This window comes from Bosea sp. 685 (assembly GCF_031884435.1).
Lineage (GTDB): Bacteria > Pseudomonadota > Alphaproteobacteria > Rhizobiales > Beijerinckiaceae > Allobosea.
The window spans coordinates 4,487,602-4,502,506 of the sequence record NZ_CP134779.1; the positions used below are offsets into that span (position 1 = coordinate 4,487,602).

A 14,905-nucleotide genomic window follows, 5' to 3' on the forward strand; every position below is an offset into this window, starting at 1 on the left:
GGATGCGAAAAAGTGGGAACCGGTTTTTCACATCCTGCTCTCACTCCTGGGATGAGAGACGGATTCAGATTTCCGACGGGATCACGACATGACCCCGTCTGACATCATCCGGCACTAGCGCGCGGCGAGCGCCGTCTGGAGCCGCGCCACGACCTCGACGAGGTCGGACGCCTTGCGCGCGAAGCAGAGCCGCAAGCCGGTCTCGCCGCCCGGGCCGAAAGCGGTTCCCGGCGCGAGGCCGACATTGGCCTTGTCGACCAATTCGATCGCCAGCGCCCGCGAGTCGCTGCGGCCATCGACGCTGAAGAACTGATAGAAGGCGCCATCGGGCGCCGCGAGCGAGACCCGGTTGGTCGCCAGCAAGCCCTCGGAGATGATCTTGCGGCCTTCGGCGGCACGCGCGATCTGCTGCGCGACGAAGGGTTCGCCCTCCTCGAGCGCGGCGATTGCCGCGCGCTGGACGAAAACCGGCGAGCCCGAGGTCGAATACTGGATCAGGTTCTCGATGACCTGGCCGAGCGCAGCGGGCGCCTCGATCCAGCCGACGCGCCAGCCGGTCATGGCCCAGTTCTTCGAGAAGGTCTGGACGAAGAGGACGCGGTCGTCGGGCTCCATCACGTCATGGAACGAGGCGGCGCGCGGGGAGCCGTCATAGACGAAGCGGGCATAGATCTCGTCGGCGATGATCCAGATGCCGTGCTTGCGGGCGAGCGCAAGCAGCGCGCCCATCTCCGCCTTCGTCGCGGTCCAGCCGGTGGGGTTGGCCGGCGAGTTGATCACCAGAGCGCGGGTCCTGGGCGTGATCGCGGCGGCGAGCTTGTCGAGATCGAGATTGAAGCGGCCATGCTCCAGATCCATCGGCACGCAGACGGCCTTGGCGCCGGCGATGCCGATCGCGGCGGCGAAGTTCGGCCAGGCCGGGGTCGGGATCACCAGTTCGTCGCCGGGGCCGGCGATCATGCGGACCGCGATCTGGACCGACTGCATGCCCGAGCCGGTGACGAAGAAGCGGTCGGAGGAGAAGGGCTGGCCGTAAAGCGCGGTGTGGTAGCGGGCGAGCGCCTCGCGCAATTCGGGGATGCCACGCTGCCAGGTGTAGAATGTCTCGCCATCGGCCAGCGACTTGTTGGCGGCGCGCGCGATGAAATCGGGCGTCGGAAGGTCGCCCTCGCCGACCCAGAGCGGGATCAAGCCCTGCTTGAGGCGGCCGTGATTGACCACCTCGACGATGCCGCTCTCGGGCGCGTTGCGGGCTTCGGGCCTCAGATCGGCGATCAGGCTGGCGCCCGGCAACGTCGTGGTGGTCATAAGCTGAACCTCGCGAAAGTGACCCGCTTTCCTTTAGCCGATAGCGGCGCGGGCAAGCATGAAATCGCGAGATCAGGTCGATCGGTCGCGGTGATGAATCGCCGCGACCGATCGAAGCATTGTCAGGCCGACTTCTTCTTCAAGAGGTCGCGGATTTCGGCGAGCAGGACGATATCCTCGGCCGGGGGAGCGGGCGGCGCCGGCTCGGTGGCCTTCGTGCGCTGCAGCCTGTTGATGCCCCGCACGACCAGGAACAGCACGAAGGCGATGATCAGGAAATTGATCGCCACGGTCACGAACGAACCATAGGCGAAGACCGCGCCCTGCTTCTTGGCCTCGACGAGGATGGGAGAGGTCACGGCCTTGTTGAGGCCGATGAAGTAGTTCGAGAAATCGACGCCGCCAAGCGCCCCGATGAAAGGCATGATCACGTCGCTGACCAGCGAATCGACGATCTTGCCGAAAGCCGCGCCGATGATCACGCCGATGGCGAGATCGACGACATTGCCCTTCAGTGCGAATTTCTTGAATTCCTCAAGCATGGTCTGCCCCCTTCTTGTGGCTGTCTTGCTCGCGGCGCGCGTTAGCTCCGTGCCGAAGCTGAAACGCTAACGGAGTCGCGCGGGCGTTAGAAGACCCCGCTCGCCGTAAAGTTGCAGCCTGCACAGATACCTAGAGGCCGCTCCATGATCACGAGGCCGTTCCGACTCGTCATGGCCGCCCTTGTGGCGAGGCCTCCACCGCAACCGACACAAAGCCGGAAAGCTGCCGTTCTGGGGGGCAGCTGTGGGTCGAAAGCGGACCAAGCTACCCTGCATTCATCTAAAAGGCAGATGGCCGCAGCAGAGCATGTCGGCTATGGGTCGAAAGCGGACCTCAGCGCTCGAAGCCAATGTATGCGATAAGATCGCATAATGACCCAGATGTTGGCCCCGCATCCTCGCGAGCATCCCGAACACTGGCAGCACAGGCCGAAACCCACAGGAGCACAAGGCGCTCCCCCTCAGGATGGGGGCTTCGTGAGCGAATGGAGACAGGGTCAGTGGTTAGGAGTGATAATCGGTCCCCGTTTGCGGTCAGAGCCGTTCCCTCTCCGTCTCGGACCCACCAATCTTCAAGGTGTCGGCAGGCGTCATCGGGTGTGCGGAAGACCAACACATCACCCGGGATTTCCTCTGAGTGACTCTCATTAACGAGGGTTACGTCACGAAGATTGAAGTGAGGCACATTCTGCATTCGTCCAAATTGACGTCCACCACTGGCTTCTGCAACGGGTCGAAAGCGCTCATTAAGCGCCTTAGCCTACGATCCGAACTCATGAAGGAGTTTTACCAGCCCGCGTCAGACTTTCTCGTCATGGCCGCCAATGGCGAGATCCCGCTCACGGGAAGCGAGTTTGCCGACGCAAACCTGTGCAGACTGCTGGATCACACAAGCGACAGCGATCTGTCCAACCGCGATTGGGCAACCTTCCTACTCGCGCACGCTGATGTCGATGTAGCGGAGGTCACTATTGCTCTCCATCGGTGCTTGGAAGACGAAAACGAGAGCGTTCAAGAAGAGGCAATGGTGGGGCTGGCCCGACGTCACGACCTGACAGCGCTTCCACGACTGCATGACTGGTTGCGGCAGGGGGGCATTATCGCGAATGATCCTTGAGGCTGCTGCGGAATTCGCTGAACCGTCGCTGTGCCAATCTCTCAAATACGTCAAGCAATCGGCCGATGAACTTAAGCTTCATCTCCTTTGGGAAGAGGCTTACGACAAGTGCAGCTGCGCAAAGACGTCGGCTTAGGGTCGGGACCGGACCAGACAATCTGTCGTCATCGGCTCTGTGAACGCACTGCGAGTAGCAAGGCGCCGATAGCAATGATGCCTAACAGCATTGCAAGATATACCAGCCTAGGGTCAGGGAAACGCCGCTCGGGCCAATCTTTGTCCTCGGCCCAGCGTCCAGCGGTAATTGCTGCATGCAACTGCGCTAGTGTTATTGGTCGACATCGGGCGAGAATTCGCCGCTTCATCGGCAAAAGGGTTAGAAGCTCACCCTCACTGGGGGCGTAATCTGTCCAACGCAGATCGGAAAAATCGGTCCCATAACGGCGATTGATCTCTAGCAGAAGCTCCGGGAAATCATCTCCCATTATCCCCAGATCGTGAACCACCCGGGTCTCACCATGCAGGGTGCAAACGTCGCACGGAGATGCGTGCTCCGCGACAAGTGATCTCAGCTCCTCAAAGGTTGGCGTCTGCACGTCTCGCCTCGCGTAAATCTCAGACGATACCCGGATCGCTTTTTGTCGCTTCGATAGCCAATTGGTGATGTCCGCAACGGGTCGAGAGCGGCCGGCTCAATCGGCCGAGCGCTATAGATGTATTTTGATGCATCCCGGCGTATCGCATTTCATGCTTCCCACGAGCGGCGCACGATACTCATAGGTGACGGTACCGCTGCAAAGCGGGCAAGGAGCTTGCGAGACGAAGCGCTGATGGGCACGCTCGCGCTCGAATTGCTTACGCAGTTCGTTGACCGGGGCCATCAACGCATCAAAGCGCTTTAGAATCTCGGGGTTTGTTAGACTGGCCCCAGCGTTGATCTCAGATAAGCAGTCCAAAAGCGCCTTTAGGTTCTCTGACATCTCGCCACCGATCTACCGCCGAACCAGCGGTAGCGAGTACTACTCCTAGAAGACTGCTCGGACGTCCGCAACGGGTCGGAAACAGACATTGCGCTTCCAGCATGCTATCTCCCGCGCCCCAAAAGACTTTCTCATGTGGGGTACGCATGGATGACGACAGCGAACACCGAGTGTCGGGTTTTTCGCCAATCGTGGAATTGAATGCTCTAGTCCCATGGGGCGATACGCCATCGGACATTGGCGACATCATAAACATATCATACGGAGGCGCGACGGGATGGAGGCTGATAATCGAATATTCGGTTCGTCGTGATTCAAGTCTATGGGTCATTTTCGAAAATATCACGAGTTTTAGATCTCAAGACGAGGGCGAGATATATTATTATTGGCGTATACGACACGACGAGGGCGTTCAGCCGGCTTTTGCCTACGAGATTGATCGCAGTCCATACCTAAATGAAATAAATCTAGGTATAATGGGTCAGGTATCTCAAGCGCATCGACTTCGCCATTTCTTGATTGGCGGCCTTAACACCATTGTTGAAGTTATCGCTTTTGACCGCCCGAGCATCGCCCTCGCGAAGCCATGCCTTTCTTGAGCTAGTCCGCTATGGGTCGAAAGCAGGCAACGCCGCCCGCCTGAAGAACGGACCTGAATTATCGCCGGGATCGCGTGTCGGTCTTGGTGAACTCCCGCCCTTGTGGCGAGCATCCACCTCTTGAACACCGCCTTCGCCCGACGAAGACGTGGCTGGTCGGGACAAGCCCGACCATGACGAACACCACCGTGTTCATGCGGTTCGCGCGGGGGGCCAACATCATCAGCCCCTGGCCAGTCCGGCCCGACAGCCGCGCCGAAAGCGCTATGGCGAGGGGCACGCTGCGAGGTTAGGTTGCGCAACGCCGAATTGCGGCGCTGGAGGCGCAATGATCCCCGCTTGGTCCGTGATCCTGGTGGCGCTGGCCTATCTGTGCGGCCTGTTTGCGGTCGCCCATATCGCCGACACCTCCGGGCACAGGCTGATCACCGGCCGGGCGCGCGCGACGATCTATGCGCTGGCGCTCGGCGTCTATTGCACCTCCTGGACCTTCTACGGCTCCGTCGGCTTCGCCAACCGGGCCGGCTTCGACTTCCTGGGCATCTATGTCGGGCCGATCCTGGTGATCGGCTTCGGCCACCGCTTCGTCGCGCGCATCGTCGAGATCGCCAAATCGCAGAACATCACCTCGATCGCCGATTTCGTCGGCGCGCGCTACGGCAAGAGCGAGCGTGTGGCGGCCCTGGTCTGCATCGTCGCGGTCATCGGCGCGCTGCCCTATATCGCGCTCCAGCTCAAGGCGGTGGCGAATTCCCTGTCGGTCTTCCTGATCGCGACCGGCGGCCATGCCCTGACGCCTGACGTTCCGGTCCTGAACGACCTCGCCTTCCTGGTGGCGATGGTGCTGGCGGGCTTCGCCTGCGCCTTCGGCACGCGCCATATCGATGCCACCGAGCACCAGGACGGCCTCGTCATCGCGATCGCGGTGGAGTCGCTGATCAAGCTCGTCGCCTTCCTCGTGCTCGGCGTCTTCATCGTCTACGGTCTGTTCGACGGTGCCGGCGATCTCCTCGCCAAGGCGGCGCGGCTGCCCAACGGCGCGCCGCCGCTCTGGGAGCGGACCTCGAGCTGGCCGACCTTTCTGACCCTGACCCTGCTCTCCTCCTGCGCCGCGCTGCTGCTGGCGCGGCAGTTCCACATGACGATCGTCGAGAACCGCGACGCCCGCGACGTCCGCCGCGCGGCCTGGATGTTTCCGCTCTACCTCATCCTGATCAATCTCTTCGTGCTGCCCTTGGCGATGGCCGGCGAAGTGCTGATGCCGGGCGCCGATATCGACCGCGACATGACCGTGCTGCTGCTGCCGCTGCAGAGCGAGGCCAGCCTGCTCGCGCTGATCGTCTTCGTCGGCGGGCTCTCGGCCGCGACCGCGATGGTGATCGTCGCCTCGGTCGCGCTCGCCATCATGATCTCGAACCACCTCGTCATGCCGCTGCTGCTGCGCGGGCGCGGCGGCCTGAGCGACCCTGCCAGGTCGATGGCGATGCTGACCGCGCAGCGCGGCGGCAGCAGCAACAGCAACGGCACGACGGGCGGCGATCTCGGCTCGCAGGTGGTGATCATTCGCCGCGCCGCGATCCTGCTCGTGATCCTGCTCGGCTATGCCTATTACCGCGTCGCCGGCGAGGCCGCCCTGGTCTCGATCGGACTGCTCTCCTTCGCGGCGACGGCGCAGATTGCGCCGGCCTTCTTCGGCGGGCTGGTCTGGCGGCGCGGCACGGCGCTCGGCGCCGCGGCGGGCCTGACCATCGGCATCCTGGCCTGGACCTATACGCTCCTGCTGCCGAGCCTCGCTCATCCCGGCAGCCTCTGGGAGGCGCTGGTCACTGAAGGGCCATACGGCATCGCGGCGCTGCGGCCGGAAGCGCTGCTGGGGCTCGATCTGCCGGCTTTGCCGCATGGCGTGGTCTGGAGCCTGGGCCTCAACATCCTCGCCTATGTCGGCTTCTCGCTGCTGCGACCCGCCAATGCGATGGAGCGGCTGCAGGCCAACGCCTTCGTCGAGTCCGACAAGGCGACGATGGCGCAATCCTTCTCACTCTGGCGCTCCAGCGTCACGGAGGCCGAGTTGCAATCGACCATCGGCCGCTATCTCGGCCAGGAGCGGACGCAGCGCGCCTTCGAGGGGTTTGCGAGCGGACGCGGCGAGGCCCCCAACGCCAATCGCGAAGCCGATATCCATATGCTGCGCTTCGGCGAGCATCTGCTCTCCTCGGCGATCGGCGCTGCCTCCTCGCGCCTCGTGCTGTCGCTCCTGCTGCGGCGGCGCAACCTCTCGACGGAAGCCGCCTTCAAGCTGCTCGACGACGCTTCGGCCGCGCTGCAATACAACCGCGACATCCTCCAGCACGGGCTCGACCATGCCGGCCAGGGCATCACCGTGCTCGACCGGAACCTGCGCCTGCTCGCCTGGAACCAGGCCTTCATCCAGCTCTACGACCTGCCGCCCTCGCTGGTGCGCTTCGGCACCGGGCTCGACGAGGTCGTGCGCTACAATGCGGCGCGCGGCGCCTATGGCGACGGCCAGCAGGACGAGTTGATGGCGGCGCGGCTGGAGAGCTTCGTCAGGGATCGCGAGCCGGTGCGGCTCAAGCTCTACCCGTCCAAGAAGGTCATCGAAATCCGCTCCAACCCGCTGCCCGATGGCGGCCTGGTCACGACCTATACCGACATCACCCAGGAAGTGCAGGCGCATGAGGAGCTCGAGCGCACCAACGAGACCCTGGAGCGCCGCGTCGCCGAGCGCACCGAGGAGATCCTGCGGGTCAATACCGAATTGCAGCGCGCCAAGGCCGAGGCCGACGAAGCCAACGCCTCGAAGACCCGCTTTCTCGCCGCCGCGAGCCACGACATCCTGCAGCCGCTGAATGCGGCGAGACTCTACGCCACCTCGCTGGTCGAGCGCGACCGCGCCGCCGGCAGTCCCGACCTCGCCGAGAACATCGATGCTTCGCTCGACGCGGTCGAGGAAATCCTGACCGCGCTGCTCGAGATCTCGCGGCTCGACGGCGGTGCCTTGAAACCCGAGCTCACGGCCTTCCGCGTCGACGAATTGATGCGCCAGCTCCAGCGCGAATTCGAGCCGAGCGCGCAGGAGAAGGGCTTGAAGCTCGTCTTCATGCCGACGGCGCTGGCGCTACGCTCGGACCGGCGCTTGCTGCGCCGCCTGCTGCAGAACCTAGTCTCGAACGCGATCAAATACACACCCAACGGCAAGATCGTGGTCGGCTGCCGGCGGCGCGGCGCGCAGGTTTCGGTCGAGGTGCTCGATACCGGCCTCGGCATCCCGCAAAGCAAGCAGAAGACGGTGTTCCGCGAGTTCCAGCGGCTCGACCAGGGGGCGAAGGTAGCGCGCGGCCTGGGGCTTGGCCTCTCCATCGTCCAGCGCATCGCGCGCACGCTCGACCACAGGCTGACGCTGGTCTCGACGCCGGGACGCGGCACGCGCTTCTCGGTTCTGGTGCCGCGCGCCTCGCCGCTGCCGGCGATGTCGACCAGCGCCGCGCCGCGCCATGCGCCGGCAGGCCAGCTCGCCGGGCTGAAGCTGCTGGTGCTCGACAATGAACCGGCGATCCTCGACGGCATGAAGCAGTTGCTCGGCGGCTGGGGCTGCACGGTCACGATCGCGGCCAGCGTCGAGGAGGCCCAGCTGTCGCTACGCGCGCATGGCGACCCCGACGTGCTGATCGCCGACTACCATCTCGATCATGGCAACGGGCTGACCGCGATCAGCACGCTGCGCCAGCGCAGCAGCGCCGCCATGCCCGCGATCCTGCTGACGGCCGACCGCACACCGCAGGTGCGCGAGGCGGCCGCCGCGCTCGATGTCCACCTGCTGAACAAGCCGCTGAAGCCCGCCGCCCTGCGCGCGCTCCTGGCGCAGTGGCGAGCGACGCGGCTGGCGGCGGAGTAGCTGGAAACCCGGCCCTCATCCTGAGAGGCCGTGCTGGCATGGACCAAGCGCTATCGAAGATTTCTGAGTGCTTGCCGTACCCACGCCGTCATCCTGGACAAGCGGCGCAGCCGCGCAGATCCGGGATCCATCGGAGGGCTCCGGAACTCTACGATGGATCCCGGGCCGAAGCTTCGCTTCGCCCAGGATGACGGCGCGTAGATGGACACAGCAGTGCCAGAGACATCGTCGGGTTCATTTCAGGCAGGGCTCTGGGAAGCGATCATACGCTCAGCGCCCCGAGGAGCCCGCCTGCCGCATCGCCTCTTCCGAGGCCAGGAAGGCTGCGACCTCTGGACTCGGCTCCGGGCTCGTCGCCCCGACGCCGATCTCCGCCATCAGCGTCGCGACGGGCACATAGCTCTTGCTGGTGCGGTCGTAGAGCGCGGCGCGGACGAGCGCGACGGCTGCAACGATCTCGCTGCCGTCACGCGCCCGGCTCAGCACGCGATGCTGCATCACCAGCCAGCTATCGCTCCAGCACAGGATCGCCGTCTCAAGCCGGAAGGGCTTGAACAATCGCAATTCCCGGCGGAACCGGATGGTGCCCGCATTCACCACCGGCACCCAGCGATGGCGCAGCACCGCGCGCCACAAGCCGGTGCGCAGCATCAGGTCGGTGCGGCCGAGATCCATCAGGGTCCAGTACCGGCCATTATTCATGTGCAGGCTGGTGTCGAGATCAAGCGGCCAGACCCGGAAGGCCAGCAGCGAGGGCGCCTCCAACGGCTTGAGCTTCGGGCGGAACGCCGTGGTCGCGAGAAGCCAGAGCAGGCGGAACCAGAGATTCATGACGGCGTCCCGATTGACGATAGTTCACTTGTAAACATTTGCGCATATGTGACCAGATCCCGCTTGGCTACACCCTCGACATCGGCTCATGCTCCGTGTCGATAGGATGCTTGCGAATTCGCGGGCGCTCGCCCCCGCCCCTAGAGCAGGATGCGAAAAAGTGGGAACGGGTTTTTCGCAATTGATCCTGCTCTAACTCTTGGATGAGAGACGGATTCAGATCTCAGATCGGATCACTTAGTGATCTCATCTGAAATCATCCGGCTCTTGCGACCGACAGGACCCTCGGCATGCCGACCTTGCACGTCTCCTCACTGTCGCGGCTCCATGAGACCGTGGCGACCGTGCGCGCCAGCCATGTGGTGACGCTGATCAACATCAACACAGTGGTCGAGCGGCCCGCCGGCATCGCGCCGGAGCGCCATCTCTTCCTCGGCATGTCCGACATCGTCGCCCCCATGGACGGGCACATCGTGCCGGCCGAGGCACATGCCGAGCGCTTCCTGGGCTTCGTCAGCGAATGGGACCGCGCGGCGCCGCTGGTGATCCATTGCTGGGCCGGAATCAGCCGCTCGACGGCCGCCGCCTTCATCGCCGCCTGCGCGCTCGGGCCGGGGCGCAATGAGGAGGAGATCGCCACCGCCTTGCGCGCCGCCTCGCCCTCGGCGACGCCCAATGCACGGCTCGTCGCCATCGCCGACGGGATGCTTAGGCGCGACGGCCGGATGAGCGCCGCAATCGAGCGGATCGGCCGGGGCGAGGATGCCTTTGAAGGCACGCCGTTTCAGCTCGCCCTGGCCTGAAAGGCAGGCGAAATCCGGCCCTCGGGACCGGCAGCATCGTGCGGACCGCAGCTAAGCTGTCGTCGAACACGGCGCGATTTTTACGTTCCGACGCAGAATATTGCTTGCGCCCGCCGGATTTTGCGACAATGCATCCGGCAAGAGGGGTTTTGCCAGCGCCATGACGATCGAACTCGATTCCCGCGACCGCTCCATCCTGCGCATCCTGCAGATGGACGGGCGGATCACCAATTCCGACCTTGCGGAAAAGGTGCATCTGTCGCCCTCGGCCTGCCTGCGCCGGGTTCGCCAGCTCGAGGAGAGCGGGCTGATCCGCGGCTATGCGATGCTGCTCGACGACAAGATCGCCGGCTTTCCCGGAACCGCCTTCGTCTTCGTCACGCTCGACCAGCAGGGCCGTGCCTCGCTCGAAGGTTTCGAGCAGGCGGTGCAGAACCTGCCCGAGATCCTGGAATGCCATCTGCTCGCCGGCGCGCATGATTATCTGATGCGCGTGATCTACCGCGACAGCGCCGATTTCGAGCGCATCCACACCGACATCATCACGCAATTGCCGGGCGTCACCCGCGTGCAATCGACGCTGACGCTGCGCACCATCAAGAAGAGTTCGGCGCTGCCGGTGTGACGCTGCTCCAAGAACATCCCGGAGCTCTCATCCTGAGAGACTGGCCGATAGCGACGTCTTTATTTTCAAAGGCATAGCCCTCAACGACAACCGCGCCGTCATCCCGGGCGGAGCGAAGCGCAGACCCGGGATCCACGCCGGAACGCCTATCGCGAGAGGTTCAGGCATGGATCCCGGGTCTCCCTGCGGTCGCCCGGGATGACGGCGCATTTCGGTACGAAACTCCAACCCGCTGAAACAATTGACCACATTATCGGCCAGCCTCTGAGGAGCCATTCCCCAGGAAATGGCGTCTCGAAGGATGCTCCAGGAGGCTCACGAACCATCTGAAGCATCCTTCGAGACGCCGCTGCGCGGCTCCTCAGGATGAGGGCTGCGGGTATTCAAGCGGGTTGCGGCAGGCGGCTGTCCGGCTGATAAGCTTGCCGCAAAGAGGAATCAGGCCAGTGACCGAAGCCAAGCAGAACCCAGACATCGCTGCCCTGCCCTTCGAGGCGGCGCTCAAGGAACTCGAAGCGATCGTCGCCAAGCTCGAGCGCGGCGACGTGCCGCTTGAGGAATCGATCGACATCTACACGCGCGGCGAGGCCCTGAAGGCGCGCTGCGACGCGCTGCTGAAGCAAGCCGAGGCGCGCATCGAGAAGATCACGCTGGGCGCCGACGGCAAGCCGACCGGGACCGCGCCGCTCGACGTCGGAAACTGAGCGCGGGCAGCTTCGGGGGATGACCGGGGTTCCAAAGATCGCGGTAAGGCCCGCGCCGGTGCTGACGCTGCCTCTCGCCTTCGAGACGCAGCTGACATTCGCGGACGTCACCGAAGCCTCCCTGCTCGCCAACGCCCCGCTGATCCGGCCCAACCGCCGGCGCCTGCTGACCATCGGCCTGCCGAGCCTGTGGTTCTTCGCCATCCTCGGCGCCTTCGCCGGCTGGCGCCCCGCTCGCAGTCCGTTGAGCTTCGCGCAGCTCGGCGATTTCATGGCGATCTTCATCGGTGACATTCCCTTCTACCTGCTGCTCGTCATCTCGGCGGGGGTCGTGCTGTGGTGGCTGATCCATCCCTGGCGGATGCGGCGGCTCATGCAAAGGCCCTGCGGGCCGCCGGCTTCGAGACGCCGATCCTGCTGCACTACGTCATCGAAGCCGACGGGCTGACGACGCGGGAACCGCAGCGCGAGAGCGTCACGCCGTGGAGCCAGATCTCCAGGCTGGATGAGGGGCGCGATCACCTCTTCTTCGTGCTGCCGTCGCAGGAGGAAACGGTCGCGCTGCCGAAGCGGGCCATTTCCGCCGGCCAGATCGACACCCTGCGCAGGTGGCTGGAACAGCGGATCGGCGTAACCCAGCTGCTGCCGGAGCCGCCGGCTCCGCCCGAGAATGCCCTCAGCTTCGAGGTCGTCATGGAGCCGAAGGACTGGGCCGCCCATGTCGCCTGGTACCAGGATCTGCCCGCGCTGCGCCGCTCGCGCCAATGGGGCATCATCCGCAACTGGCTGCTGGCGAGCCTGGCAGTGCCGATTCTCACCATCGCGGCGTGGGCACTGGATACGGAGCGGCTGCCGGTCTCGCTGTCCCTGCCGATCTTCTGGGCCCTGTTCCCCAGCTTCTTCTGGAAACCCGCGCTGGCCTTCGGTGTGCTGGCGGCGCTGCGGCTGGCGTTCGACAGGCCGCTGATGCGCTGGTTCGCCGGTCACTCGGGCGCCATGCTGTATAAGAGCACGCGCAAAACGCCGAACCGCTTCATGGTGGACGACAGCGGCATCCTCACGTTCAAAGGCGCCGCCACGACCTTTGTCAAATGGCCGGGCGTGATCGGCCTCGCGCGCCGTCCGGAGCATTGGCTGGTGCGGATCAGCCGGGGCTCGACGCTGATCGTGCCGCGGCGCGCCCTGGATCCGGCGCAGGCCGAACGCTTCGAGGCGTTGTGCTCCCGCCATGTTCAGCGGGCGTAATGCGACAGGAGGGACACGTCATGAAGGTTCTCGCCGCATCCGTCATTGCCGCAGGCCTCACCCTCTCCGCGCTGCCGGCCGGCGCGCAGGAGCGCGTGCTGCGCATGGATGACGGGCTCCAGCTCACCCTCCCCGAGGACTGGCGCCTGGACGAGGCCGGCGACGCCCCCTTCGACGCGACCGGCCGCAGGCGCGTGCATCTCGTCTGCGAAACGCGCGCCTGCAAGCATACGCAGGAAACCTGCACCTTCGTGCTGCGCGCCAAAGCGGTGGCGGGCGCAAACGACGCGGCCCGCCTCGCCGACCTCTACGAATCCCCGCTCACCCGCTATGCCCGCCTGAAGAGCGTGCTCAAGAGCACCAGCAAGGACGCCGAGATCCGCCAGGACCTCGCCATCCGGCGCATCGGCGAACGCGACTGGTACGTCGTCGAGACCGATGCGCGACACAATTACAAATCCGGCTATTTCGCCGAGACCGTCATCGACGGGACTTATCTCGGAGCCACCTGCAAGACCTGCGAAACCGGCGAGATCCGCCACCAGGGCGGCCAGGAGTTGCTGATGAGCCTGAGGTCTGATGCGGCGAAGTCCGCCGCCCTGTAGTAGGGCAGGACAGCCTCGATCTAACCAGCACCGGCCCCTGTCGGCAGGCCGACGACCAGTTCCTCCACCAATCGCGCGACATGCTGGACCGCAGGATCGCGGGCGCGGCGCCTGTGCCAGGCGATGTGCAGCGGGAAGCCCTCGACCGCGATCGGCGGCGGCAATGCGATGAGGCTCTCCCGGCCGGAGAGCGGCAGGCAGCGGCTCGGCAGCAGCGCGATCATGTCCGAGCCCGCGAGCAGCGACGGCACCATCAGGAAGCTCGGCACGACCATGCCGACATGGCGCGTGCGCCCGAGCCGCGCCAGGGCTTCGTCCAGCGCGCCATGGGTCTCGCCGCGCCCCGAGACCAGCACATGCGGATAAGCCAGCCAGCGATCGGGAGCGAAATCGGCAGCCGCCGGGTGCCCCTTGCGCATCGCAACGAGATAGGTCTCGCGCAGCAGCTCCTGGCGCGTGAAATCGGCCTCGACCGTGGGAAAGACCGAGACCGCGAGATCGATCGTGCCCCGCGCCAGTCCTTCGAGCGCAGCGCTCGCGCTATGCCAGGGCATGATGGCGAGCGTGATGCCAGGCGCCGTCTTAACCAGATGCGCCTGTAGCGGGGGAGCGATCGCGACGGCGGGAAGATCGGCCATGACGATGCGCACCGTCTGCCGGATCGTCGACAGGTCGGGCTCCTGCTGCTGTAACAGCGCCGCCATGCCGGCCAGCACATGCTTGACCGGCTGCGCCAGCGCCTGGGCCTTCGGCGTCAGCACCATGCCGCCAGTGCCGCGCTCCAGCAGCCTGTCGCCGAAGAGCTGGCGGCAGCGCTCGAGCGCGCTCGATGCCGCCGGTTGCGACAGGCCGAGACGCTCCGCAGCCCGCGAGACATGAGCCTCATCGAGCAGCGCATCGAGGATGACGAGCAGGTTGAGATCGACGGCACGTAAATTCATGTGATGGATGATATGATATATAAATCATCCATTGGAATGATTTTCTGGCGCGCAGCATTCTCCCGTCACCGCAAAGGAGGTTGCCATGCCCAAGACCCTGATCCTGCTGTTCCACCCGCATTTCGCGCGCTCGCGCGCCAACAAGGCGCTGTGCGAGGCGGCCGGCGCCCTGTCCGATGTCGAGATCGTCGACATGCAGGCGCTCTATCCCGATGGCCGCATCGACACCGACGCGGAAGTCCGCCGGCTCATCGCCGCCGATCGCATCGTCTTCCAGTTCCCAGTGCAATGGTACGCGACGCCACCGCTACTCAAGGCCTGGCAGGACGCGGTGCTGACGCGGATGTTCTACATCGCCTATGAGGCGGAGGGCGCAAAGCTCGCCGGCAAGCCGCTGCTCGTCGCGGCCACCGCCGGCAACGTGCCCGACGCGTATGCGCCTGATGGCGCGAACCTCTTCCCGCTGCGCGATCTGCTGAAGCCGCTGCGGGCGACGGCGCATCGCTGTGGCCTCGCATGGGCCGAGCCTTTCCTGATCTACGATGCCCACAAGGCCGATGACGAGGCGCTGCAGGCAGCGGGCGAACACTATGTCGCGCGGCTCGGGCGGCTTGCCGCTGCCGCGCAACGGGGCGAGGCCGCCTGAGCATGCCGGGCTGCCCAGCTTCCAGCGCTCTTGCCGGAGCCGATCA

At 64.8% G+C, this 14,905-nt stretch carries 14 protein-coding genes; 9 read left to right on the forward strand and 5 right to left on the reverse strand.

The features are described from left to right. Positions 1–114 precede the first annotated feature (114 nt). Together RMR04_RS22090 and mscL are read right to left on the reverse strand one after the other, a co-directional pair. A complete protein-coding gene (locus RMR04_RS22090; RefSeq protein WP_311910557.1) occupies positions 115–1,308 on the reverse strand; it encodes a pyridoxal phosphate-dependent aminotransferase in 1,194 nt (397 codons plus the stop codon). 122 nt (positions 1,309–1,430) lie between these two features. After that, entirely contained in the window at positions 1,431–1,850 is a 420-nt protein-coding gene (mscL, locus tag RMR04_RS22095) for a large conductance mechanosensitive channel protein MscL (protein ID WP_311910558.1), read from the reverse strand. A gap of 775 nt (positions 1,851–2,625) precedes the next feature. On the opposite strand from mscL, the gene RMR04_RS22100 reads away from it, so the two are divergent. After that, the gene (locus tag RMR04_RS22100) at positions 2,626–2,967 is read left to right on the forward strand and encodes a hypothetical protein (RefSeq protein WP_311910559.1); all 342 of its coding nucleotides are present in this window, start codon (positions 2,626–2,628) and stop codon (positions 2,965–2,967) included. A 164-nt stretch (positions 2,968–3,131) separates the two neighbouring features. Here RMR04_RS22100 and RMR04_RS32145 read toward each other — a convergent pair whose 3' ends face one another. Beyond that, entirely contained in the window at positions 3,132–3,452 is a 321-nt protein-coding gene (locus RMR04_RS32145; protein WP_410492282.1) for a hypothetical protein, read from the reverse strand. A gap of 1,422 nt (positions 3,453–4,874) precedes the next feature. On the opposite strand from RMR04_RS32145, the gene RMR04_RS22105 reads away from it, so the two are divergent. After that, a complete protein-coding gene (locus tag RMR04_RS22105) occupies positions 4,875–8,459 on the forward strand; it encodes a hybrid sensor histidine kinase/response regulator (RefSeq protein WP_311910560.1) in 3,585 nt (1,194 codons plus the stop codon). 270 nt (positions 8,460–8,729) lie between these two features. Here RMR04_RS22105 and RMR04_RS22110 read toward each other — a convergent pair whose 3' ends face one another. Further along, positions 8,730–9,290 carry a thioesterase family protein gene (locus tag RMR04_RS22110; RefSeq protein ID WP_311910561.1) on the reverse strand — a complete coding sequence of 187 codons (561 nt, stop codon included), beginning with the start codon at positions 9,288–9,290 and terminating at the stop codon, positions 8,730–8,732. Between the two features lie 290 nt (positions 9,291–9,580). Between RMR04_RS22110 and RMR04_RS22115 the strand changes: the two genes are divergently transcribed. From RMR04_RS22115 to RMR04_RS22140, 6 genes are all read left to right on the forward strand, one after another. Then, positions 9,581–10,093 carry a tyrosine phosphatase family protein gene (locus tag RMR04_RS22115; RefSeq protein ID WP_311910562.1) on the forward strand — a complete coding sequence of 171 codons (513 nt, stop codon included), beginning with the start codon at positions 9,581–9,583 and terminating at the stop codon, positions 10,091–10,093. Between the two features lie 160 nt (positions 10,094–10,253). Then, a complete protein-coding gene (locus RMR04_RS22120) occupies positions 10,254–10,718 on the forward strand; it encodes an Lrp/AsnC family transcriptional regulator (protein ID WP_069690296.1) in 465 nt (154 codons plus the stop codon). 446 nt (positions 10,719–11,164) lie between these two features. Continuing rightward, positions 11,165–11,422, forward strand: a complete 258-nt coding sequence (locus tag RMR04_RS22125) for an exodeoxyribonuclease VII small subunit (protein WP_311910563.1) — start codon at positions 11,165–11,167, stop codon at positions 11,420–11,422. 19 nt (positions 11,423–11,441) lie between these two features. Further along, positions 11,442–11,870, forward strand: a complete 429-nt coding sequence (locus RMR04_RS22130; RefSeq protein ID WP_311910564.1) for a hypothetical protein — start codon at positions 11,442–11,444, stop codon at positions 11,868–11,870. Next, on the forward strand, positions 11,762–12,667 hold the full coding sequence (locus RMR04_RS22135; RefSeq protein WP_311910565.1) for a YcxB family protein: 906 nt from the start codon (positions 11,762–11,764) through the stop codon (positions 12,665–12,667). The genes RMR04_RS22130 and RMR04_RS22135 overlap by 109 nt, the downstream gene beginning before the upstream one ends. A gap of 20 nt (positions 12,668–12,687) precedes the next feature. Then, on the forward strand, positions 12,688–13,272 hold the full coding sequence (locus RMR04_RS22140; protein WP_311910566.1) for a hypothetical protein: 585 nt from the start codon (positions 12,688–12,690) through the stop codon (positions 13,270–13,272). Between the two features lie 20 nt (positions 13,273–13,292). On the opposite strand, the gene RMR04_RS22145 is transcribed toward RMR04_RS22140, so the two are convergent. Beyond that, the gene (locus RMR04_RS22145; protein WP_311910567.1) at positions 13,293–14,213 is read right to left on the reverse strand and encodes a LysR family transcriptional regulator; all 921 of its coding nucleotides are present in this window, start codon (positions 14,211–14,213) and stop codon (positions 13,293–13,295) included. Positions 14,214–14,298: 85 nt separating this feature from the next. Here RMR04_RS22145 and RMR04_RS22150 point away from each other — a divergent pair, with 85 nt between their 5' ends. Next, positions 14,299–14,859 carry an NAD(P)H-dependent oxidoreductase gene (locus tag RMR04_RS22150; protein WP_311910568.1) on the forward strand — a complete coding sequence of 187 codons (561 nt, stop codon included), beginning with the start codon at positions 14,299–14,301 and terminating at the stop codon, positions 14,857–14,859. The last annotated feature ends 46 nt before the right edge of the window (positions 14,860–14,905 follow it).

Coding starts and splice junctions, on each gene's coding strand:
- RMR04_RS22150 (WP_311910568.1), top strand. CDS start 14,299: ATGCCCAAGACCCTGATCCTGCTGTTCCACCCGCATTTCGCGCGCTCG.
- RMR04_RS22100 (WP_311910559.1), top strand. CDS start 2,626: ATGAAGGAGTTTTACCAGCCCGCGTCAGACTTTCTCGTCATGGCCGCC.
- RMR04_RS32145 (WP_410492282.1), bottom strand. CDS start 3,452: ATGGGAGATGATTTCCCGGAGCTTCTGCTAGAGATCAATCGCCGTTAT.
- RMR04_RS22110 (WP_311910561.1), bottom strand. CDS start 9,290: ATGAATCTCTGGTTCCGCCTGCTCTGGCTTCTCGCGACCACGGCGTTC.
- RMR04_RS22105 (WP_311910560.1), top strand. CDS start 4,875: ATGATCCCCGCTTGGTCCGTGATCCTGGTGGCGCTGGCCTATCTGTGC.
- RMR04_RS22090 (WP_311910557.1), bottom strand. CDS start 1,308: ATGACCACCACGACGTTGCCGGGCGCCAGCCTGATCGCCGATCTGAGG.
- RMR04_RS22140 (WP_311910566.1), top strand. CDS start 12,688: ATGAAGGTTCTCGCCGCATCCGTCATTGCCGCAGGCCTCACCCTCTCC.
- mscL (WP_311910558.1), bottom strand. CDS start 1,850: ATGCTTGAGGAATTCAAGAAATTCGCACTGAAGGGCAATGTCGTCGAT.
- RMR04_RS22115 (WP_311910562.1), top strand. CDS start 9,581: ATGCCGACCTTGCACGTCTCCTCACTGTCGCGGCTCCATGAGACCGTG.
- RMR04_RS22145 (WP_311910567.1), bottom strand. CDS start 14,213: ATGAATTTACGTGCCGTCGATCTCAACCTGCTCGTCATCCTCGATGCG.
- RMR04_RS22120 (WP_069690296.1), top strand. CDS start 10,254: ATGACGATCGAACTCGATTCCCGCGACCGCTCCATCCTGCGCATCCTG.
- RMR04_RS22130 (WP_311910564.1), top strand. CDS start 11,442: ATGACCGGGGTTCCAAAGATCGCGGTAAGGCCCGCGCCGGTGCTGACG.